At 75.1% G+C, this 19030-nt stretch carries 21 protein-coding genes; 7 read left to right on the top strand and 14 right to left on the bottom strand.

Going from position 1 to position 19030, the window contains the following annotated elements:
* The first annotated feature begins 133 nt into the window (after window positions 1–133).
* A complete protein-coding gene (locus tag ACIQBJ_RS04190; protein WP_400703093.1) occupies window positions 134–2236 on the top strand; it encodes a glycosyl hydrolase family 28-related protein in 2103 nt (700 codons plus the stop codon).
* Window positions 2237–2252: 16 nt separating this feature from the next.
* On the opposite strand, the gene ACIQBJ_RS04195 is transcribed toward ACIQBJ_RS04190, so the two are convergent.
* On the bottom strand, window positions 2253–2798 hold the full coding sequence (locus ACIQBJ_RS04195) for a GNAT family N-acetyltransferase (protein WP_400703504.1): 546 nt from the start codon (window positions 2796–2798) through the stop codon (window positions 2253–2255).
* A 365-nt stretch (window positions 2799–3163) separates the two neighbouring features.
* Between ACIQBJ_RS04195 and ACIQBJ_RS04200 the strand changes: the two genes are divergently transcribed.
* On the top strand, window positions 3164–3889 hold the full coding sequence (locus ACIQBJ_RS04200) for an alpha/beta hydrolase (protein ID WP_400703096.1): 726 nt from the start codon (window positions 3164–3166) through the stop codon (window positions 3887–3889).
* 94 nt (window positions 3890–3983) lie between these two features.
* Here ACIQBJ_RS04200 and ACIQBJ_RS04205 read toward each other — a convergent pair whose 3' ends face one another.
* Window positions 3984–4553 (bottom strand): DNA glycosylase AlkZ-like family protein, encoded by a 570-nt coding sequence (locus ACIQBJ_RS04205; RefSeq protein WP_400703099.1) that lies wholly within the window; start codon window positions 4551–4553, stop codon window positions 3984–3986.
* Between the two features lie 87 nt (window positions 4554–4640).
* Window positions 4641–5531 (bottom strand): metallophosphoesterase family protein, encoded by an 891-nt coding sequence (locus ACIQBJ_RS04210; RefSeq protein ID WP_400703102.1) that lies wholly within the window; start codon window positions 5529–5531, stop codon window positions 4641–4643.
* 337 nt (window positions 5532–5868) lie between these two features.
* On the opposite strand from ACIQBJ_RS04210, the gene ACIQBJ_RS04215 reads away from it, so the two are divergent.
* On the top strand, window positions 5869–6765 hold the full coding sequence (locus tag ACIQBJ_RS04215) for a lysozyme (RefSeq protein WP_400703105.1): 897 nt from the start codon (window positions 5869–5871) through the stop codon (window positions 6763–6765).
* A gap of 116 nt (window positions 6766–6881) precedes the next feature.
* On the opposite strand, the gene ACIQBJ_RS04220 is transcribed toward ACIQBJ_RS04215, so the two are convergent.
* The 5 genes from ACIQBJ_RS04220 to ACIQBJ_RS04240 all read right to left on the bottom strand — a co-directional run bounded on the left by ACIQBJ_RS04220 (window position 6882) and on the right by ACIQBJ_RS04240 (window position 10399).
* A complete protein-coding gene (locus ACIQBJ_RS04220) occupies window positions 6882–7436 on the bottom strand; it encodes a GNAT family N-acetyltransferase (RefSeq protein WP_400703108.1) in 555 nt (184 codons plus the stop codon).
* 109 nt (window positions 7437–7545) lie between these two features.
* Complete coding sequence (locus ACIQBJ_RS04225; protein WP_400703111.1) at window positions 7546–8166, bottom strand: phosphoribosylglycinamide formyltransferase; 621 nt, start codon at window positions 8164–8166, stop codon at window positions 7546–7548.
* Between the two features lie 81 nt (window positions 8167–8247).
* The gene (locus ACIQBJ_RS04230) at window positions 8248–9210 is read right to left on the bottom strand and encodes a GNAT family N-acetyltransferase (protein ID WP_400703114.1); all 963 of its coding nucleotides are present in this window, start codon (window positions 9208–9210) and stop codon (window positions 8248–8250) included.
* A 124-nt stretch (window positions 9211–9334) separates the two neighbouring features.
* A complete protein-coding gene (locus tag ACIQBJ_RS04235; RefSeq protein ID WP_400703117.1) occupies window positions 9335–10141 on the bottom strand; it encodes a HEAT repeat domain-containing protein in 807 nt (268 codons plus the stop codon).
* A gap of 81 nt (window positions 10142–10222) precedes the next feature.
* Window positions 10223–10399, bottom strand: coding sequence for a hypothetical protein (locus tag ACIQBJ_RS04240; protein ID WP_400703120.1), 177 nt, complete (start codon window positions 10397–10399; stop codon window positions 10223–10225).
* Between the two features lie 54 nt (window positions 10400–10453).
* On the opposite strand from ACIQBJ_RS04240, the gene ACIQBJ_RS04245 reads away from it, so the two are divergent.
* Both ACIQBJ_RS04245 and ACIQBJ_RS04250 read left to right on the top strand, forming a co-directional pair.
* Complete coding sequence (locus tag ACIQBJ_RS04245) at window positions 10454–11542, top strand: hypothetical protein (RefSeq protein ID WP_400703123.1); 1089 nt, start codon at window positions 10454–10456, stop codon at window positions 11540–11542.
* A gap of 80 nt (window positions 11543–11622) precedes the next feature.
* Window positions 11623–12561, top strand: a complete 939-nt coding sequence (locus tag ACIQBJ_RS04250; protein WP_400703126.1) for a hypothetical protein — start codon at window positions 11623–11625, stop codon at window positions 12559–12561.
* 34 nt (window positions 12562–12595) lie between these two features.
* On the opposite strand, the gene ACIQBJ_RS04255 is transcribed toward ACIQBJ_RS04250, so the two are convergent.
* The 5 genes from ACIQBJ_RS04255 to ACIQBJ_RS04275 form a co-directional block, all read right to left on the bottom strand.
* Window positions 12596–13492 (bottom strand): Gfo/Idh/MocA family protein, encoded by an 897-nt coding sequence (locus ACIQBJ_RS04255; RefSeq protein ID WP_400703129.1) that lies wholly within the window; start codon window positions 13490–13492, stop codon window positions 12596–12598.
* 5 nt (window positions 13493–13497) lie between these two features.
* The gene (locus ACIQBJ_RS04260; RefSeq protein ID WP_400703132.1) at window positions 13498–14181 is read right to left on the bottom strand and encodes an O-methyltransferase; all 684 of its coding nucleotides are present in this window, start codon (window positions 14179–14181) and stop codon (window positions 13498–13500) included.
* Window positions 14182–14337: 156 nt separating this feature from the next.
* A complete protein-coding gene (locus tag ACIQBJ_RS04265) occupies window positions 14338–15012 on the bottom strand; it encodes a DedA family protein (protein ID WP_400703135.1) in 675 nt (224 codons plus the stop codon).
* An 89-nt stretch (window positions 15013–15101) separates the two neighbouring features.
* Window positions 15102–15419, bottom strand: a complete 318-nt coding sequence (locus tag ACIQBJ_RS04270; protein WP_400703138.1) for a hypothetical protein — start codon at window positions 15417–15419, stop codon at window positions 15102–15104.
* Window positions 15416–16075 (bottom strand): class I SAM-dependent methyltransferase, encoded by a 660-nt coding sequence (locus ACIQBJ_RS04275; RefSeq protein ID WP_400703141.1) that lies wholly within the window; start codon window positions 16073–16075, stop codon window positions 15416–15418. The genes ACIQBJ_RS04270 and ACIQBJ_RS04275 overlap by 4 nt, the downstream gene beginning before the upstream one ends.
* Before the next feature lie 96 nt (window positions 16076–16171).
* Between ACIQBJ_RS04275 and ACIQBJ_RS04280 the strand changes: the two genes are divergently transcribed.
* A complete protein-coding gene (locus ACIQBJ_RS04280) occupies window positions 16172–16804 on the top strand; it encodes a TetR/AcrR family transcriptional regulator (protein WP_400703144.1) in 633 nt (210 codons plus the stop codon).
* Between the two features lie 190 nt (window positions 16805–16994).
* Window positions 16995–17918: an aldo/keto reductase gene (locus ACIQBJ_RS04285; protein WP_400703146.1), complete on the top strand. Its 924-nt coding sequence runs from the start codon at window positions 16995–16997 to the stop codon at window positions 17916–17918.
* 33 nt (window positions 17919–17951) lie between these two features.
* On the opposite strand, the gene ACIQBJ_RS04290 is transcribed toward ACIQBJ_RS04285, so the two are convergent.
* Window positions 17952–18902, bottom strand: a complete 951-nt coding sequence (locus ACIQBJ_RS04290) for an ADP-ribosylglycohydrolase family protein (protein ID WP_400703149.1) — start codon at window positions 18900–18902, stop codon at window positions 17952–17954.
* Between the last annotated feature and the right edge of the window lie 128 nt (window positions 18903–19030).

Here is a 19030-nt window from a genome sequence, read left to right on the forward strand (position 1 = left end):
GAAATTTCCGCGCAGCGCCTCTTGTGGGGCGCTGCGCGGCCTTCTACTGTCGGCTCACCTTCACCGTGTCGTGCCGCCGCCCGTGAGCGTCCGGGCCACCCACCTCCGCCACGCCCCAGAGAGCCGAGCCCCGATGACTTCTGCCGCCGTGCCCCCGTCCCCGTCCTTCCCCGTCAGACCCGCCGGAGCCGCCGCACCCGCCCGCCGGGTGCCGTCCCGGGCGGCCCGGGCCGGGTCGGTGGTGGTCGCCTCCGTGCTGGGCCTCGGGGTGGCGCTGTGCGGCGCGCCGACCGCACAGGCCGCCGCGTCCTCGTCCGCCGGGAGCCCGGCGGCGACCCGGGCCGGGATCGACCCGGCGCTGTCCGCGGGGCGCGGCGCGCCGGTGGTCTTCCAGGAGCAGGAGGCCGAGCGGGCCGCCACCACCGGCAGCGTGATCGCCGCCGACCGCACCGCGTACACCCTCGCCGCGGAGGCGTCGGGCCGGAGCGCGGTGAAGCTGACGCCCGGTCAGTACGTGGAGTTCACGCTGCCGAAGGACGCCGACGCGATCACCGTCCGGTACAGCCTGCCGGACGCGGCGGGCGGCGGCGGCCTCAGCGCGCCGCTGGACGTCACCGTCAACGGGAAGGACCGGCAGGCGCTCCCGATGACCAGCCGGTTCTCCTGGCTGTACAACCAGTACCCGTTCACCAACGACCCGGCCGCGGACCTGCTGCACCCGGACTGGTGGATCACCGAGTGCGGGTGCGTCCCGGCCGCGACCACGCCCGCGCCGAGCATCGCCAAGCCGTTCCGGCCGGGCCACATGTACGACGAGCAGCGGCTGCTGCTGGGCCGCACCCACCGGGCGGGCGACAAGGTGCGGCTGACCCTGCCGGCCGGGTCGCAGGTGCCGTGGGCGGCGATCGACCTGCTGGACTCGGAGCTGGTCGCGGCCCCGCACGTGGAGGTGCGGGCGGTCAACGTGCTGGCGCTGGGCGCGGACCCGACGGGGCGGCGGGACTCGGCGGATGCGATCGACCGGTCGATCGCGCTGGCGAAGCTGCTGCGGGTGCCGGTCTACCTGCCGCCGGGCGTGTTCCAGGTCAACCGGCACCTGGTGGTCGACGACGTGACGGTGGTCGGCGCGGGCAGCTGGTACACCGTGCTGAAGGGCAGCGAGAAAGCGCTTTCCACTCCGGCCCCGGACGGGTCGGTGCACACCGGCGTCGGCCTGTACGGCAAGGACGCGGTGCAGGGCGGCAGCCGGAACGTGCACCTGTCCGGCTTCGCGATCGAGGGCGACGTCCGGGAGCGGATCGACACCGACCAGGTGAACGGCGTCGGCGGGGCGTTCAGCGACTCCACGATCGAGAACCTGTACATCCACCACACCAAGGTCGGCATCTGGCTGGACGGCCCGATGAAGAACCTGACGGTCGCGGACAACCGGATCGCCGACCAGATCGCGGACGGCATCAACTTCCACACCGGCGTGACCGACTCGGTGATCCGCGGCAACTTCGTCCGCAACACCGGCGACGACGGCATCGCGCTCTGGTCGGAGAAGACCGCGGACGCCCGGGTCGTCGTGGACCGCAACACGGTGCAGTCGCCGACCCTGGCCAACGGCATCGCGGTGTACGGCGGCACCGACATCACCGTCTCGGGCAACCTGGTCGCCGACCCGGTCCGGGAGGGCTCCGGCCTGCACGCCGGCTCCCGGTTCGGCGCGGAGCCGTTCGCCGGGTACCTGCACTTCACCGACAACACCACGGTCCGGGCCGGGACGTACGAGCTGAACTGGAACATCGGCCTCGGCGCGATCTGGTTCGAGGTGCTGGACCGGGACATCGACGCCGACGTCCGGGTCACCGGCGACCACTACCTCGACTCCACCTACAACGCGATCATGGCGGTCGCCGACTGGGGCGTGAAGGACCGGTACAAGCTGTCCAAGCTGGCGTTCGAGGACGTGCTGGTGGACGGCACCGGCACCTCGGTGCTGAGCGCCCGGACGGCCGGATCGGCGAGCTTCCGGAACGTCCGGGCCCGCAACGTCGGCGCGGTCGGCGTCAACAACTGCGGCACCTTCCACTTCACCCCGGCCGGTTCGGAGTTCTCGGTCACCGACCTCGGCGGCAACTCGGGCGGCGGCACCACCGGCGACTGGCTGGCCGCCTGGGAGCTGCCCAACACGATCACCTGCGACGACCGCCCGCCGGTGGTCCCGCCGCCCGCCCCGTCCCCCTGGTGACGGACCGTCAATTCCCCTACGGGTGCAGCGACTTGCTGAGCTTGGCGAAGCGCAGGTCGGGGCGGAGCGGGACGCCGAAGCGCTCGTCGCCGTAGGGGAAGGGCTCGAACTCGCCGGTGCGGGCGAAGCCCCGCCGCTCGTACCAGGCGATCAGGTCGGCGCGCTGCTCGATGACGGTCATCTCCATCCGGTCGGCGCCCCACTCGGTCCGGGCCCACTCCTCGGCCCGGGCCAGCACCCGGCGGCCCAGTCCCCCGCCCTGCGCGGCGGGGGACACCGCGAACATCCCGAAGTACCCGGCGCCGCCGCGACGCTCCAGGTGGCAGCAGGCCACCGGGGCGCCCGCCAGCTCGGCGACCAGCACCAGCGAGTCGGGGCGGCCCATCAGTTCGGCCACGCCCTCCTCATCGGTGCGCCGCCCGTCCAGCAGGTCCGCCTCGGTGGTCCAGCCCACCCGGCTGGCCTCGCCCCGGTACGCCGACTCCACCAGCGCAACCAGCGCCGGCACGTCCGCCGCGACGGCGGCCCGGAAACGCGGCTCGGCAGCGGCGTCGGCCGCCATTTCGGTCGTCACGTCGGCCGTCACGTCGGACACCGCATCGGACACCGCATCGGACACCGCATCGGCCGTCACGTCGGACACCGCGTCGGTCGTCGTGGCGGCGGGCATCGGGTCGGCGGCGGGCATCGGCGCACTCCTCGGGACAGTACCTGGATCTGCTGGCCCCGCCATCGTGCCACAGCACCCGCCCCGGACCGGACGGCCCGTCCGACCACGGGCGGAGTCCCTGCACGCTCCCGGCATGACATTTGTCCTGTCCCGTCATGGAGGGCAGACACTGGGTGCCGGGGGGTGTCCTTTCCCAGAATGGAGCCTGACGGAACGACGGACCGAACCGACGGAACGACAGGACCAGGAGACAGGCCATGGACACCACCAAGAACCGGCAGCGCACCCCCGAACTGCGGACCCTCTCGGAGCACCCGGCCGGGACGCCCGTGCGGGCCGTCGTCCTGATGCTGCCCGGCGGCGCGGTGACCGGCCACGGCCGGGCCTCCCGGCTGGCGGCGCTGACCCTGCACTCCCCCGCCCGCCGCCTGGTCGGGGCCGGCCGGGAGGCCGGGGTCAAGGTGGTCCAGCTCCGCTACCGCTACCGCGGCTGGAACGGCGACGCGGCCGACACCCTGGTCGACACGCTGTGGGCCCTGGAGGAGCTGCGCCGCGAGCACGGGGACGTGCCGGTCGCGCTGTTCGGCAACTCGCTCGGCGGCCGGGCCGCGTTCCGCGCCGCCGGCCACCGCAACGTGGTCGCCGTCACCGGCGTCGCCCCCTGGCTCCCGACCGGCGAGCCCGTCGAGCAGCTCGCGGGCCGCGACGTGCTGATCATCCACGGCGACCGCGACCGCAGCGACGCGGGCGCGGCCGAGTCCCTCGCCTACGCCGAGCGGGCCCGGACGGTGACCGCGCTGCGCCGCTACGAACTCGCGGGCGCCGGGCACTTCCTGCTGCCGCGCGCCGAGGACGCCTGGGCCGCCGCCACCGCCTTCACCCTCGCCGCCCTCACCCGCACCGGCCCCGCCGACCTCCCCGCCGAGGACAGCGTCGCGCCGCTGCGCACCCTGCTGCCCGTCGGCTACGCGAACGGCCGTTGAGCCCTGGGAGCCACCGCAGCTCCGGCTCCGCCCGCAGTACTCGCGCCACCCGTACCATCCGCAGTACTCGCGCCACCCGTACCGCCCGGGGCGCTCACGCCTCCCCCACCACTTGCACCGCGGTCACCGGTGCTCCCGCCGCGGCCGCCAGCCGCTCCACCGCAGCCGCCAACTCCCGCTCCTCCGGCGCCCCTTCGAAGGGCGTGACGGTGAGGACCGGCCCCTCCTGCTCCCAGGTCCCGGCGATCCGGCCGTCCACCAGCAGCAGCGGCGCGATCCACCCGCCCGCCCGGCTGACCTTCGCCCGGTGCGCGGCCGGCAGGATCTCCGCCGCCTTGGTGCCCGGGCCCAGCACGTACTGGTCGAAGGCGCCCACCAGGTGCACCGAGGACGACGGCCTGACGGCCGCCAGCTCCTCGACGTGCGCGGCGAGCGCCAGGGCCGGCTCCCCCGCCACCCGGACCTCCGCGACCCGGTCGCCGAGCGCGGCCACGAAACCCTTCAACACGACTTTCCGCAGGCTGTTGCGGGACAGCCAGGCGTCGAACCGCTCCGGCGTGGCCGGGCCGTACGCGCCGGGAGGCACGGGCACCGCCAGGTACTGTCGGCGCAGCCGCCAGCCCAGGACCTGGTCCACCGTCAGCTCCACCGCGCTCGCGCCCACGCCCCGCTCCCCCTCCGTGTCGGCCGTCGTGCGCCGACCCTCACGCGAGGGACCGTCAGCCCCCCTTCGCGGCAGGGGCGGTGGACCTCAGGTCGCGGCCGGTGGCGGCGCGGGCGACGTGGCGGGGACGGGCTGCTCCGGCGGGCCCGGGTAGGGCAGGATCTGGCGGAGCAGTCCGCGCGGGTGGCCCCGGCGGCGCCACTCGCGGGGGTAGCCGAGCGAGACCTCTTCGAAGCGGACGTCCTCGTACCAGGTGGTGCGCGGGATGTGCAGGTGGCCGTAGACGACGGCGGCGACGTTGAAGCGGCGGTGCCAGTCGGCGGTGAGTTCGGTGCCGCACCACTGGGCGAACTCGGGGTAGCGCAGGATGTCGGTGGGGCGGCGGTCCAGCGGCCAGTGGCCGACCAGGACCAGCGGCAGTTCCGGGTCGTGGGCGGAAAGCGCTTTCTCGGTGGCCTCGACGCGCTCCCGGCACCAGTCGTCGATGCCCGGGTAGGGGGCGGGGTCGATCCGGTACTCGTCGGTGCAGACCACCCCGGCCTCGTGGGCGCGGGCCAGCGACTGCTGCTTGTCGGCCGCCCCGGGGACGCGGAAGCTGTAGTCGTACAGCGTGAACACGGGGGCGATCGCGCAGGGGCCGCCGGGGCCGGTCCAGACCGGGAACGGGTCCTCGGGGGTGACGACGCCGAGGGCGCGGCAGCGTTCGACCAGTTCGCGGTAGCGGGCGGGCGCGGCGAGGGCGACCGGGTCCTGGGGGGTGGTCCAGAGTTCGTGGTTGCCGGGCGTCCAGATCACCTTGGCGAAGCGTCCGGCCAGGAAGCGCAGGGTGGCCTCGACCGCCCGGACCTGTTCGGCGACGTCCCCGGCGACGATCAGCCAGTCGTCCGGGCCGGTGGGCCGCAGGTCGTCGAGGACGGACTGGTTCTCGGCGATGCCGAGGTGCAGGTCACTGACGGCCAGCAGGCGTCCCTCGGCCAACGCGTCCCGCTCCCTCGTCGTCGTCGACCGCGGCGTTCCCGGGTCCGCACTGCGGTTCCCTGGCCTGCCACCGATCGCACGTGTACGCATCCCGGCAGTGGGACGCGCGTCGACACGCTACCCCGGGGCCGGGCGGAGCGCCAGACGCCCCCGTTCACCTGGCGCGGCGTCACCATCGAACGGAACCAGCGGTGTTCGATTGTCACACGTATGGCTGTTCGCTCTACATGCATTCATACGTTGTGTGGTTTCAACACTCTGTTGACTGACGGGGCCATGACTATATCTTCTCCCGCAGCGGCCGCCCCGGCCGCCGCACCCGGACCGAGGAGTCGTCATGCGTACTTCCGGCACCACCCGCCTGCTCCGCAACGCCGCCACCGCCGCGGCCTCCGTCGCCCTGCTGGCGGGCAGCCTCGCCCTCGCGGCGCCCGCCCGGGCCGCCACCGACACCACCGGCACCACCACCGGCACCACCACCGGCACCGCCGCCCGCCCCGGCGAGCCGGCCGGTTTCCACCCCGAGCAGGACCACGCCGGGTCCACCGTCGCCCGCCACGAGGGCCGGAGTTCAGCCGCCGCGAACACCTTCACCGCACTGGCCGCCACCCAGACCCCGGGGCTGGACGTCTCCAGCTACCAGGGCAACGTCGCCTGGAGCACCGCGTACGCCAACGGCGCCCGGTTCGCCTACGTCAAGGCCACCGAGGGCACCACCTACACCAACCCGTACTTCGCGCAGCAGTACAACGGCTCCTACAACGTCGGCATGATCCGCGGCGCCTACCACTTCGCTCTGCCGAACGTCTCCAGCGGCGCCACCCAGGCCGCCTACTTCGTCTCCCACGGCGGCGGCTGGTCCCGGGACGGCCGGACCCTGCCGCCCGCCCTGGACATCGAGTACAACCCGTACGGCGCGACCTGCTACGGCCTGAGCCAGTCCTCGATGGTCAACTGGATCCGGGACTTCTCCAACACCGTGCACACGAAGACCGGGCGCTACCCGACCATCTACACCACCACCGACTGGTGGACCACCTGCACCGGCAACAACGGGTCGTTCGGTGCCACCAACCCGCTGTGGATCGCCCGCTACTCCTCCTCGGTCGGCACCCTGCCCAACGGCTGGTCGTACCAGACCATTTGGCAGTACGCCGACGCCGGCACCTTCCCGGGTGACCAGAACCGCTTCAACGGCGCCTTCGACCGCATCCAGGCCCTCGCCAACGGCTGACGCGCCGACGGGCGACGCACCGACGCACCGACAGCCGACGCACCGACAGCCGACGCGCCACCGGCCGACACCTCGTCCGCGACCGGACCACGCCCCGCACCGGTCGCGGACGGGCCTCACCCCTCGACGGCGCGCTCGGCCCGGAGCAGCGAGAAGATCACCTGGTCGTGCCAGCGGCCGGCCCGCCACTGCGCGGAGCGCAGCACGCCCTCCCGGGTGAAGCCGGCCTTCTCCAGGGCGCGCTGCTCGGCGAGGTTGGCGCGGTCCGTCCAGGCCTGCAGGCGTTCGGCCCGGGTGTGGTCGAACAGGTAGTGCGCGAGCAGCCGTTGGGCCTCCGTGCCGATGCCGCGGCCCTGCGCGGCGGGCAGCAGTCCGATCGCCAGCGTCCAGCAGGCGGAGGTCTCCGGCCGTCCCCAGCTCCCGGCGAACCACTCGACCCGGCCCACCGTCCGGTCGGCCTCGGCCACCGCCAGCACCCCACCGTCGGGGCCGAGCAGCCCGTTCTCGGCGAAGCCCCGGCGCAGGCCGGCCGCCGACCGGTAGCCGAACCACTGGTAGCGGCCGACACCCTCGGGACCGGCGAACTCCCGCTCGAACAGGTCGAGGTCGGCGGCGGTGACGGGGCGCAGCGCGACGCCCCCGGCGACGGGGGCGGAGGTGGGGTCGGACACGGGCGGGCTCCTGACGGCGGGTCGACGGGGGCAGCGGTGCTACGAACGGCCCGGCGCGGGCGGCCGGGCGTCGGGCGAGCCTCCCACACTCCGCCGCCCGCACGGCAGTTCAGCCCTCCTGGGCGGCCAGGCGGGCCACCACCCTCGGCAGCAGGGCGTGTTCGGCCGCCAGGACCCGGGCGGCGAGCGTCTCGACGGTGTCGTCCGGCGCGACCGGGACTTCGAGGCGGTCCAGCACCGGGCCCTCGTCGTAGACGGCGGTCAGCGCGTGCACGGAGGCGCCCGAGCGGGTGTCCCCGGCGGCGAGGACCGCCCGGTGCACGGCCTCGCCGTACATGCCGGGGCCGCCGTGGGCCGGGAGCAGCGAGGGGTGGACGTTGATCGCCCGGCCCGCGAACTCCCGCAGGGTGCGCGGGCCGAGCCGGCGCAGGTAGCCCGCCGTCACCAGCAGTCCGGCCCGGGCGTCGCGCAGGGCCGCGCACAGGGCGGCGTCCAGCGCGTCGGGGTCGGGGTGGGTGCGGCCCGACAGGTGCCGGGCGGCGATGCCCTGCTCGCGGGCGAACGCCAAGCCCGCCGAGCCGCTGTTGTTGCTCACCACCAGGGCGATCCGGAACGGGGCGTCCGGTCGTCGCGAAGCCTCGTGCAGCGCCCGGAGGTTGGAGCCGGCGTGGGAGACCAGGACGGCGACCCGCAGCGGTCCGGCCGCCGCACCACTCTTGTGCAATGTCACACCTCAATCATAGGGTGTGACCGCTGTGCCGCCCCGGCGAGTCCCCCTGGGCGGCGCAGCCCTCCACCGTCCCGGACGGACTCACGTCCCGACCGGGAGCGTCAACTCCCAGGTGTCGACGGCGAAGTCGAGCTCCATGCCGTGGTTGCGGTAGAGCGCGGGGGCGCCGGTGGCGTTCGCGGTGTCCACTCCGAGGCCGACCTTGGTCCGGCCGAGCGCCGCGTAGTGCGCGAAGAAGTGGCGCAGCAGGTACCCGCCGAGACCGCGGCCGCGGGCGGCGGGCAGCACGCCGATGTTCGACGCCCAGGCCGGGCCGCCGCGCTCGTCCCGGGTGCGGAGCACGGCGACGTCGCCCGCGCCGTCGCCCGCGCCGTCGAGGCGGGCGATCCAGACCAGCGACCAGTCGAGCGCGTCGGCGTCGATGTCCTCCAGCCACTGCTCGTAGCCGCGCGGCTTGAAGTCGAAGTGCTCGGCGAAGCTCTGCTGGAGCAGCCGGTGCGCGGTCCGCCGGTCCTCCTCCGCGGTGCAGTCGCGCAGCCGCACCCCCGCCGGGGGCACCGGCGCCGGGTCCTTCGCCGCGTCGACCTCCCGGGTCAGCACGTGGTGCCGGCGGACGGTGCGCCAGCCGCGCCCGCGCAGCGCCCCGGTGTCGACGGTCGGATCGGAGTTGAGCATCAGGTGCAGCACCGCCCGCTCGGCCCCGTTGCGCCGGGCCAGCTCGACGGCCCGGACCTCCATCAGGTCGAACAGGTGCTGCCCGCCGTCGAGTTGGTCGGGCAGCAGGTACTGGTCCAGGTCGATCCGCTCGCCGCCGGACGGGTCGCGCACCAGCCCGTAGCCGACCAACTCCCCCTCGGCGTCGGCCAGCAGCCAGCTGTCGAGCGCCAAGTCGACGCCCGGGTGGCCGAGTTCGTCCTCGATCTCGCCCACCGAGAACTCGGCCCGGCCGATCTCGATCTCGTCCACCCGGTTCAGCAGCGCACAGATCGCCGCCGCGTCGGCCGGTACCGCCGCCCGCACCGTCATGCCCTCCGGAAGCGCCATCGCGACTCCCCCTCCTCCGTCTCGGCCCCGCTTCGCAAACCCGCCCTTTCTACCCGGAACCGACCGCCGCCCCCAACCGGTTTTCCGCCGGGGCGAGTCGACGACCCGGGGCCGGCCTTCGCGGTCAGCGGGCGCGGACGCTCTCCACCGCCTCCCGGACGTCCGGCTCGGGGTCGGCGGCGAGGCCGTCGAGCAGGGCGGCGGTGCCCGGGGTGAGCCAGCGGCCGACGGTCCAGACCAGTTGCTCCCGGATCGCGGGGTCGGGGTGGGTGGCGAGGTGCGCCAGCCGGTCGAGCGGGCCGCGGCGTCGGCGTCGGCGGGCGAAGCCGTGCAGGACGTCCAGGAGCCGGGCGGGGTCGCCGGGGTCGCCGGCCGCCTCGATCCCGGCGAGCAGCACCGCGACCGGCGGCGGCGGTCCGTCCAGCGGGTGCGGCAGGCGTTCGCGCAGGCGGCGGGAGCCGTACTCGCCGCGGATCACGCAGCCGTCGCAGGTGCACGGCCTGGTGCCGTGCGCGCCGGGCCAGTGCCGCCAGCCCGCCACCTGGGGCACCGGGCGGACCCGGCGCACCTCGCCCGCCCGGACCGCGCGGGGGACGAACACCTCCCAGCCGCGCGGGTCGTCCTGCAGCGCGACCCGCCGTACCGCCTCGGCCGCCGACACCTCCCGCTGCTTCCCCTGCCACCGGTCCCCGTACCGGCCGACCAGCACCGGCTGCTCGTCCTCCAGCCGCAGGTGCACCGCGACCACGCCGCCCCGGCTCCCGGAACGGGCCAGCTCGCGCAGCCACTGGTGGGTCAGCGTGTACGAGGGCAGCACGGGGAAGCAGTACACGCCGCGCGCACCGCCCTGGCCGCGGCTGTCCGCGCGGATGCCGGCGCGGCGGATGCGCGGCGCGTTCGCCGCCGAGGTCAGGTGCACGAAACTCGCCATGCCGGGGCACGCTACGCGAGCGGCGGCGGCCGCTCCACCGGGTATCGGCGCCCGCCCTCCGGCCCGTCCCCCGGCCCGCTCTCAGCCCGCCAGCGCCGCGTAGCCGTCGAGGATCATCCCGAGCGTCCGCCGCCGGCACAGGTCGAAGTCCGGTCCGACGCCGGTGGCGAGGGCCTCGGCGAAGTGCGGACGGGCGACCGGGTCGAGGACGTCGTGCTCCGGACGGAACGCCCCGCCCCGATCGAGGAACGCCGCCACCCGCCCATCCGCCACCTCCCCGGTTCGGGGTGCGCGGGCGGCAGAATGGGGCGCATGGGAGTGATCTTCACGGTGGCCGGTGCGGCCCTGCTGCTGGTGACGGCGGCGAGCATCCTGCGGACGCTGGTGGTGCCGCGTGGGCTGTACTCGGCGCTGGTGAACCGGCTGTGGGCGGTGCTGCGCCGGGTGGTGCGGACGGTCGCGGCGCCGTTCGGCGGCTACCGGTCGATCGACCGGGCGCAGACCTGGCTGGCGCCGCTGATCCTGCTCGGGATGCTGGGCTGCTGGCTGACGTCCACGCTGCTCGCGTACACGCTGCTGCTGCGCGGGACGTCCGACCTGCCGTGGCGGGTGGCGTTCCGGGAGGCCGGGTCGAGCCTGTTCACGCTCGGCTTCGCCAGCGGCGACCGACTGCACCTGTCGGTGATCGACTTCCTGGCGGCGGCCAACGGGCCGCTGATCATCGCGCTGCTGATCGCCTACCTGCCGACGCTCTACAGCGCCTACAACCGGCGGGAGTTGGAGGTCACGCTGCTGCAGTCCCGGGCGGGCGAACCGGCCTGGGGGCCGGAGCTGCTGGCCCGGCAGGCGCTGGTGCGCACCGAGAGCGAACTGTCCGACCTGTACCGGGACTGGGAGCGGCTGGCCGCCGACCTCGGCGAGGGCCACTCCAACTACCCGGTGCTGATCTCGTTCCGCTCGCCGCAGCCGTACCGCAGCTGGGTGGTCGGCCTGATCGCGGTGCTGGACGCCGCCGCGATGCAGCTCTCCCTCACCCCGCGCTCCGCGCCCCCGGAGGCCCGGCTGCTGCTCCGGGCCGGCTTCACCGCGCTGCGCGACATCGCGACGGCCCTGCGCATCCCGTTCGCCCCGGACCCGGACCCGGACGCGCCGATCCGGCTCACCTTCGACGAGTTCGACGCGGCGGTGGCCCTGGTCACCGCCGCCGGCCTGCAGCAGGAGCGCCCCACCGCCGACGCCTGGCCGCACTTCCGCGGCTGGCGCGTCAACTACGAGGCCATCGCCTACGAACTCGCCCGCCGCGCCGACGCCGTCCCCGCCCTCTGGACCGGCCCCCGCGACTTCCCCGCCACCCCCGTCCCGCCCCGCCGCCCGGCCGACCGCCGCCCCTCCGTCCCCTGACGGACCGCCGCCAACTTCCGCCCGCCGGAAGAGGATTGGCAAAGGGCACGGGTCGTTCCGGATACGGTAGGTTCGCTGCCATGGCCGAGAGCAAAGTGATCGAGAACCCGGAACTGCGGTTCTCCGCCGTCCTGATGTATGCGGCGAGCCTGCCGGGCGTACGCGTCGACCGGGAGGCGTACCTCCGGAAGGCGCTGGCACGGCAGTGCTCCGAGGAGCAGATCCGCCGGGCGATCGAGGACACCCCTTCGGCGGCCGGCATTCCGCTCGCGGTCCTCGACAAGGCCGCCAACGACTCCATCGCCTACGAGACCAGCAAGGCCAGCGCGCTCTCCGCCGCCGCCGGCCTGCCCGGCCTGCTGTTCCTCCCGGCCACCCTGCCCGCCGACACGGCCCAGTACTTCGGCCACATGCTGCGGATCTCGCAGAAACTGGCCTACCTCTACAGCTGGCCCGACCTGTTCTCCGGCGAGGACGACCTCGACGATGCCACCAAGGGGCTGCTGACGCTGTTCCTCGGCGTGATGTTCGGCGTCAACCGGGCGAACGCCGCGGTGGGGAAGGTCGCCGAGCAGATGGCCCGGCAGGTGGCCAAGAAGCTGCCGCAGAAGGCCCTCACCCAGGGCTTCGTCTACCCGGTGGTGAAGAAGGTGGCGGGCTACCTCGGCGTCGAGATGACCAAGCAGACCTTCGCGAAGAGCCTCTCGAAGGCCGTCCCGGTCGTCGGGGCCGTCGTCTCCGGCGGACTCACCATGGCGACGTACCTCCCGATGGCGAAGCGGCTGAAGAAGCACCTCGCCGGCCTGGAACTGACGAGCCGTTCACCGGGCTGGGTGCCCGGTGAGGTGGTGGACGTCGTGGATGTCGTGGATGTCGTCGTCCCGGCCGGGGAGACCGGGGCTGCCGGGGCAGTCGGGGCCCCCGGCAGCGCGGTCGCCGTCCCCGGGCCGAGGGCCGGGCGCGGCACCGGCTGGAAGTGGCCGCGCCGGAGCGCGGGGCAGGACACCGACCCGGTGTGACCTCCCGGGCCCGTCCCGCCCCGCCCCGCCGGGGTCAGGACTTGCCGTCGCCGCGCAGGAGTTGTTCCTCGGCGGCGGCCAGCACCTCGACGACCTGGCGGCCGAAGCGGACGTCGCGGGCGTCGGCGGTGCCGGTGCGGGCGGCGGTGAGGAGCGCGTCGACGGCGTGGCCGAAGGCGTCGACGGGCTGCTCGTCGCGGTCGGGCAGGGTGGTGACGCCGGCCGTGCCGCGCAGTTCGACGGCGGCGCCGCGCGCGGAGGCGGCCGGCGGGGCGGTCAGGCTGAGCGTGACGGTGGCGGACGCCCCGTCGCGGTGGCGCAGGACCAGGTGGACGGTGTCGGCGGGCCCGGGCACGGCGGTGACCCGTTCGACCTCGCCGAGGACCGGCAGCAGCACGGAGAGCGCGTGCGGGCCGACGTCCCACAGGGCGCCCTTCTGCTGGCGCCAGGGGGAGGCGGCGAAGGGGCTGTCGGTGGTGAAGACCGAGCCGATCCAGTGGCAGTGCGCGGTGAACCAGCCTTCGGTGGCGGCCTGTTCGGCGACCCAGGCATCCTGGCCGGGGGTGAACCGGGTGGTGAAGAAGACCACCGAGGCGACCCCGGAGGCGGCGACGGCGTCCTCGACGGCGCGGGCCGCGTCGACGGTCGCGGCGACCGGCTTGTCGAGCAGCAGGTGCTTGCCGGCCTGCGCGGCGCGCACCGCGAGTTCGGCCTGCACGTCGGGCGGCAGCGCGACGGCGACCGCGTCGACGTCGGCGAGCAGCGCGTCCACCGTCGGGTAGGCGGCGACGCCGTGGGCGGCGGCGAGTTCGGCCGCGGCCTCGGGGCGGCGGCCCCAGACGCCGGCGAACTCGACGTCGGGGTGGGCGGCGAGGGCGGGGGCGTGCACGAAGCCCGCCCAGGGGCCGGTGCCGAGGAGTCCGATCCGCATGCCGCTCAGCCCTCCACCCGGATCAGGGTGAAGCCGTCGTAGCCCTTGGTGCCGACGGTCTGCACCGTGGTGGCGTCGAACTTCGGCTCGGCGGCGATGAGTTCGTGCATCTCGCGGACGCCGCGGACCGCCTCGTCGGTGCTGTCGGGGTCGGCGAGCCGCCCGCCGCGCACCACGTTGTCGACGACGATCACCGAGCCGGGCCGGGTGAGCGGCAGCACGGCCCGCAGGTAGTGCGGGATGCCCGCCTTGTCGGCGTCGACGAAGACCAGGTCGTACGGTTCGACGCCGTCCGCGGCGAGTTGCGCCAGGCTGTCGTGGGCCGGGCCGACCCGGACCTCGGCCCGGTCGGCGAAGCCGGCCCGGGCCAGGTTGCCGGTGGCGACGGCGGCGTGCGCCGGGTCGAGTTCCAGGGTGGTCAGCGCGCCGTCCTCCGGCAGGGCGCGGGCCAGCCAGATGGCGCTGTAACCGGCCAGGGTGCCGATCTCCAGGATGCGGCGGGCGCCCTGGACCCGGGCCAGCAGGTTGAGCAGCTTGCCCTGGTTGGGGGCGACGGCGATCTGCGGCAGCCCGGCCGCGTCGGCGTCGGCGAGCGCGGCGGCCAGCACCTCGTCCGGGCCGATCAGCCGCTGCTCGGCGTACTCGTCCACCGCGGCCCACTGCTGCGGGCCGCTCTGCTGCGTGGTCATCCCCACCTCCGTGATCGACTCGCGTGCGACCCTACTCCCCCGTCCGCGCGATCGGTGCGCCCGGCACGGCGCGGGGACGGGACGGGGCCGGAACGCGCGCGGGCCGCCGCACCCCGGCGGGGTGGCGGCGGCCCGTCCCGGACGACCGGCGGAGCGTCAGTCGGTGCGCTCGGCGAAGGTCTCGGCGAGCGGTTCGCCGCTCGGGCCGCCGGACTGCTCGGGGTGCGCGGCGCGGGACTTCTTCGCCTTGCGCTTGAGGTACAGCGCCGAGCCGACGCCGAACAGGGCGGCCGCGCCCAGGCCGATGTAGGAGGCGCCCTGCAGGTACTGCTCGGCGACCTTGCCGACCTGGTACACCAGCAGGGTGGTGCCGCCGGCCCAGACGACGCCGCCGAGCACGTTGGCGATCAGGAACTTCCAGTACGGCATCCGCAGGGTGCCGGCCAGCGGGCCCGCGAAGATCCGCAGCAGGGCGATGAAGCGGCCGAAGAAGACCGCCCACATGCCCCAGCGCTCGAAGGCCCGCTCGGCGGTGGCGAGGTGGTCCGGTCCGAAGTGCTTGGGGAACCTGCGGCCGAGTTTGGCGAACAGCGGCCGTCCGCCCTTGTGGCCGATGGCGTAGCCGATCGAGTCGCCGATGATGGCGCCCGCGATGGCGCAGCCGGCCACGCCCCACGGGCTGACGACGCCCTTGGCGGCCAGCAGCGAGGCCGTGACCAGGGCGATCTCGCCGGGCAGCGGGATGCCGAGGCTCTCCAGGCCGATGATCAGCCCGATGATCACGTACACCGAGGTCGGTGGAACGCTCTCGATCCACTGGTCGAGGTGCAAGGCGGAGTACCTCCGTCTGGGCGGGAACGGGCGGCCGACACTCGTCCGGCGCACGGGAAAGTTTCGGTAAAGGACCGAGTTCGGTCAGCCTAGCCTCTCCCGGCTCCGGGCCCGACTCCCCTCCCGTCCCCGCCAACGGCCACCACCGCCGCCGGGTTCCCACCGGCCGGGCTCACGTCGGGCGGGTTCCCGCCTGCCGGGTTCCCGTCCGCCGCGGCCCCGGGCCGCCGCCGCAGCAGCGCCCGTCCGAGCAGGACGGCGGCGAGGTGGCAGCCCAGCCCGAGGGCGACGGCGAGCAGCGGCAGCCGGCTGCCGATCCACAGGTGCAGGGCGAGTCCGCCGAGGGCGAGCGGGACGGCGGCGGTCCGCAGCGTCCGGTTGGCGGCGAGCAGCCGGGTCGGGGTCACCGTCCGGCCTTGGTGGCGCGCACCCAGTGGAACCAGGGCGCGAGGTCGCCGGTGTCGGCGACGGTGAAGCCGGCCCCTTCGGCGAGCGGGCGCAGCAGGTGGACGGGGTTGTGCTCCATGACGGGGCCGACGACGGCGCCGACCAGGTGGCGGGCGACGGGTCCGGCGGGCGGGCGGAAGTCGGCGAGCAGCAGGCGGCCGCCGGGGCGCAGGACGCGGTGCATCTCGGCGAGGGCGCGCGGGCGGACGTCCTCGGGGAGGTGGTGGACCATCAGGGCGGTGACGACCAGGTCGCAGGAGTCGTCGGCGGCGGGGAGCTGTTCGGCGACGCCGTCCTCGAAGGTGCAGCCGGGGCGGCCGTGGGCGCGGCGGCGGGCCCGGGCGAGCAGGTCGGGGGACGGGTCGATGCCGCGGGCGGTGCCGTGCGGGCCGGTGCGGTCGGCGATCCGGACGGTGAGGTAGCCGGTGCCGCAGCCGATGTCGAGGGCGTGCTCGCCGGGGCGGGCGCCGCTGAGGGCGGCGAGGCGGCGGTAGACGGCGTTGCGGCGGCCGGCGAAGAAGGCGCCGGTGAGGGCGTCGTAGCCGCGTCCGTGGGTGAGGACGTTCCCGCCGGTGCGGGAGTCGGCGGCGCCGTGCAGGAGGCGTGCGGGGTCCATGGCCGCGAACCTTTCTTAGTGACGACTAAGTTCTCGGTGCGGGAGTCAACTTAGTCGTCACTAAGTTCACTGGCAAGGGCCCGCTACGATGCACGGGTGCCCCCGACCCGACCCACCCGCGCCGCCGGCCCGACCGGCCGCACCCGGCTGAACGCCGCCGAGCGGCGGGCCTCGATCCTGGCCGCCGCCACCGAGGTGTTCTCCGAACTCGGCTACCACCGCACCCGGATGAGCGAGGTCGCCCGCCGGGTCGGGGTCAGTGAACCCGTGGTGTTCCAGAACTTCGGCTCCAAGGCCGCCGTGTTCGCCGCCGTCCTGGACGGGGCCGCCGAGCGCACCCGCGCCGAACTCCTCGCCTGGGCCGACCGCGCCCCCGACACCGGCAGCTGGCTGGCCGAACTGCTCGCCCCGGAGCACCTGGCGAGCGTCCACCGGCGCGGCACCCTGGGCGTGCTGTTCGCCGACGCGCAGACCCTCACCGGCGAGGACCCGGCCGTCCTGGACGCCGCCCGCCGCGCCAACCGGATGGTCGCCGACACCTTCGCCGACCTGCTCGCGGCCGGCCGCGCCGACGGCACCGTCCGCACCGACCTCGACCCCGCCACGGGCGCCTGGTGGCTGGTCTCGCTGCTGGCCTCGCAGCCGCTGCGGCTCGCCGTCGCGGGCGCACCGGAGAGCGCCGAACGCGGCCTGGCCGCCCTCACCCTGCACGCCCTGACCGGCCGCTGACCGGCCGCTGACGGACCGGCCGACGAGCCCTCCGCGGCCCGTCCGACACCTGATCCAACTCCGACCGGGCACCGGTTCGTTCCCGATCCGGCTGTGAGAATCCGCGCACCCGGCGGGCCTGGCCGCCCGCCCGCCGCGCACCCCATACTCCGTCACCGGACAGCACCGGCACGGACGGACGGGGACGCACATGAACACTTCGACAGCGGCGGCGGCAGCGGCGGCGGGCACCTGGCAGCTCGGCGACCTGACGGTGAACCGGCTCGGCTACGGCGCGATGCGGCTCACCGGCAACGGCATGGCGGGCAACTCGGACGGCGCCCCGATCGACCGGGCGGCCGCCGTCCGGCTCCTGCACACCGCCTTCGACCGGGGCGTGAACCACGTCGACACGGCCGCGTTCTACTTCTCGCCGCTGCGCTCCGCCAACGAGCTGATCAACCGGGCGCTGGCGGACCGGCCCGACGGCGAGGTGGCGGTGGTGACGAAGGTCGGGCCCGGGCGGCTGGCGTCCGGCGAGTGGCAGACCATGGCCCGGCCCGAGGAACTGCGCGCGCAGGTCGAGGAGAACCTGCGCCAGCTCGGCCGCGACCACCTGGACGTGGTCAACCTGCGCCGCAACGGGCCGGACGTGGACGACGTCACCGAGCACTTCGGCGCGCTCGCCGAGCTGCGGGCGGCCGGGCTGGTCCGGCACCTCGGCCTCTCCAACTGCCGCCCCGAGCACGTCCGGCAGGCCCTGGCGGTGGCCCCCGTGGTGTGCGTGCAGAACTCCTTCGGGCTGGACAACCGCCGCTCCGAGGAGCTCGGCACCCTCGACCTGTGCCGCGAGCTCGGCATCGCCTTCGTCCCGTTCTTCGCCGTCTCCGGCCTGGCCCGGGAGGCGGCCCCGGCGGCCGAGCAGGACGCCCGGGTGCGCAGCGTCGCCGCCGCGCACGGCGCGACGGCCGCCCAGGTCCGGCTGGCCTGGACGCTGCACCGGGGCCCGCACGTGCTGGCCATCCCGGGCACCTCGAACCCCGCCCACCTGGCCGAGAACCTGGCCGCCGCCGCGCTCCGCCTCACCCCCGCCGACCTGGCCCTGCTGGAGCCGGACGACGCCCCCTCCTCCTGAACCCCGTTGCCCACATGCAGGATTGACGTGCCGTCAGTTCTCTTCCGCCACCCACTCCGGGAGCGGTTCGCGGCGCTCCAGCCACTCCGCCGGCACACCGGCCAGGCCGGTGCGGGCGGCGACCACGCCGCCGGTGATCGCGCAGGTGGTGTCGACGTCGCCCAGGCCCTCGGCGGTGGTCCAGAGCGCGTCGGTGAGGCTGTCCAGGTGGTGGGCGGCCGACCAGAGCGCGAACGGGACGGTGTCGGAGGCGCGCATCCTCCGCCCGCTGCCGAGCAGTTCGGCCGCCCGCCCGGGCAGGGTCGCGGGCGACAGGTCGGCGGCGGCCCGGACGCCGTCCCGGACCGGGCCCTCGGGCGTCCGACCGGCCACCTCGTGCAGCAGTTCGGCGCCCGCCGGGGCCGTGCCGACCGCGCCGGGCACACCGGACGCCCCGGCCCGGGCGGCGAGCGCGGCGGCCACCGCGACGGCGACCGCCCCGGCGATGCCCTGGGGGTGGGCGTGGGTGACCTCGGCGGAGTACCGGGCCTGCTCGGCGGCCTCGTCCAGGTCCGCGGCGAACCAGGCGCCGAGCGGGGCGACCCGCATGGCCGCGCCGTTGCCCAGGCTGCCCTCGCCGTCGAAGAGTTGCACCGCCTCCCGGGCCCAGCCCCCGGGCCGCTCGGCGAGGACGGGCAGCAGGCGGTACATGCCGTGCCCGTAGCCGCGCGCCGGGTCGGCGAGCAGGGTGGCGCCGAACATCGCGGCGAGCCGGTTGCGGTTCACCCCGTCGTCGTCGAGCAGCGCCCGGTACACGCACAGCGCCATCGCGGTGTCGTCCGTCCAGCGCCACTCCGCCTCCTCGGGGGTGCGGCGGCGGCCGATCTGCTCCAGCGCCTCCTGCGGCGGGCGGAACCGCTTGAACCAGCGCTCCCCGAACGCGTCCCCGAGGGCCAGCCCCTCCAGTGCCCGGCGCGCGGCCTGCCGCGCGGTGATCGTCGTCATGCGCCGATCCTGCCACCCGCCCCCGACGGCGGACACCGGTTCCCCGGTACTCCGCCGTCCGCCGCCGGGGCCCGGCCGGGGAACCCGCCGGGCCCCGGCGCGAGGGTCAACCCTCCTGGTGCGCGGCC

It is taken from the genome of Kitasatospora sp. NPDC088391 (genome assembly GCF_044753345.1).
Classification (GTDB): domain Bacteria; phylum Actinomycetota; class Actinomycetes; order Streptomycetales; family Streptomycetaceae; genus Kitasatospora.

Coding starts and splice junctions, on each gene's coding strand:
- ACIQBJ_RS04190 (WP_400703093.1), top strand. CDS start 134: ATGACTTCTGCCGCCGTGCCCCCGTCCCCGTCCTTCCCCGTCAGACCC.
- ACIQBJ_RS04195 (WP_400703504.1), bottom strand. CDS start 2,798: ATGGCGGCCGACGCCGCTGCCGAGCCGCGTTTCCGGGCCGCCGTCGCG.
- ACIQBJ_RS04200 (WP_400703096.1), top strand. CDS start 3,164: ATGGACACCACCAAGAACCGGCAGCGCACCCCCGAACTGCGGACCCTC.
- ACIQBJ_RS04215 (WP_400703105.1), top strand. CDS start 5,869: ATGCGTACTTCCGGCACCACCCGCCTGCTCCGCAACGCCGCCACCGCC.
- ACIQBJ_RS04230 (WP_400703114.1), bottom strand. CDS start 9,210: ATGGCGCTTCCGGAGGGCATGACGGTGCGGGCGGCGGTACCGGCCGAC.
- ACIQBJ_RS04235 (WP_400703117.1), bottom strand. CDS start 10,141: ATGGCGAGTTTCGTGCACCTGACCTCGGCGGCGAACGCGCCGCGCATC.
- ACIQBJ_RS04245 (WP_400703123.1), top strand. CDS start 10,454: ATGGGAGTGATCTTCACGGTGGCCGGTGCGGCCCTGCTGCTGGTGACG.
- ACIQBJ_RS04250 (WP_400703126.1), top strand. CDS start 11,623: ATGGCCGAGAGCAAAGTGATCGAGAACCCGGAACTGCGGTTCTCCGCC.
- ACIQBJ_RS04255 (WP_400703129.1), bottom strand. CDS start 13,492: ATGCGGATCGGACTCCTCGGCACCGGCCCCTGGGCGGGCTTCGTGCAC.
- ACIQBJ_RS04260 (WP_400703132.1), bottom strand. CDS start 14,181: ATGACCACGCAGCAGAGCGGCCCGCAGCAGTGGGCCGCGGTGGACGAG.
- ACIQBJ_RS04275 (WP_400703141.1), bottom strand. CDS start 16,075: ATGGACCCCGCACGCCTCCTGCACGGCGCCGCCGACTCCCGCACCGGC.
- ACIQBJ_RS04285 (WP_400703146.1), top strand. CDS start 16,995: ATGAACACTTCGACAGCGGCGGCGGCAGCGGCGGCGGGCACCTGGCAG.
- ACIQBJ_RS04290 (WP_400703149.1), bottom strand. CDS start 18,902: ATGACGACGATCACCGCGCGGCAGGCCGCGCGCCGGGCACTGGAGGGG.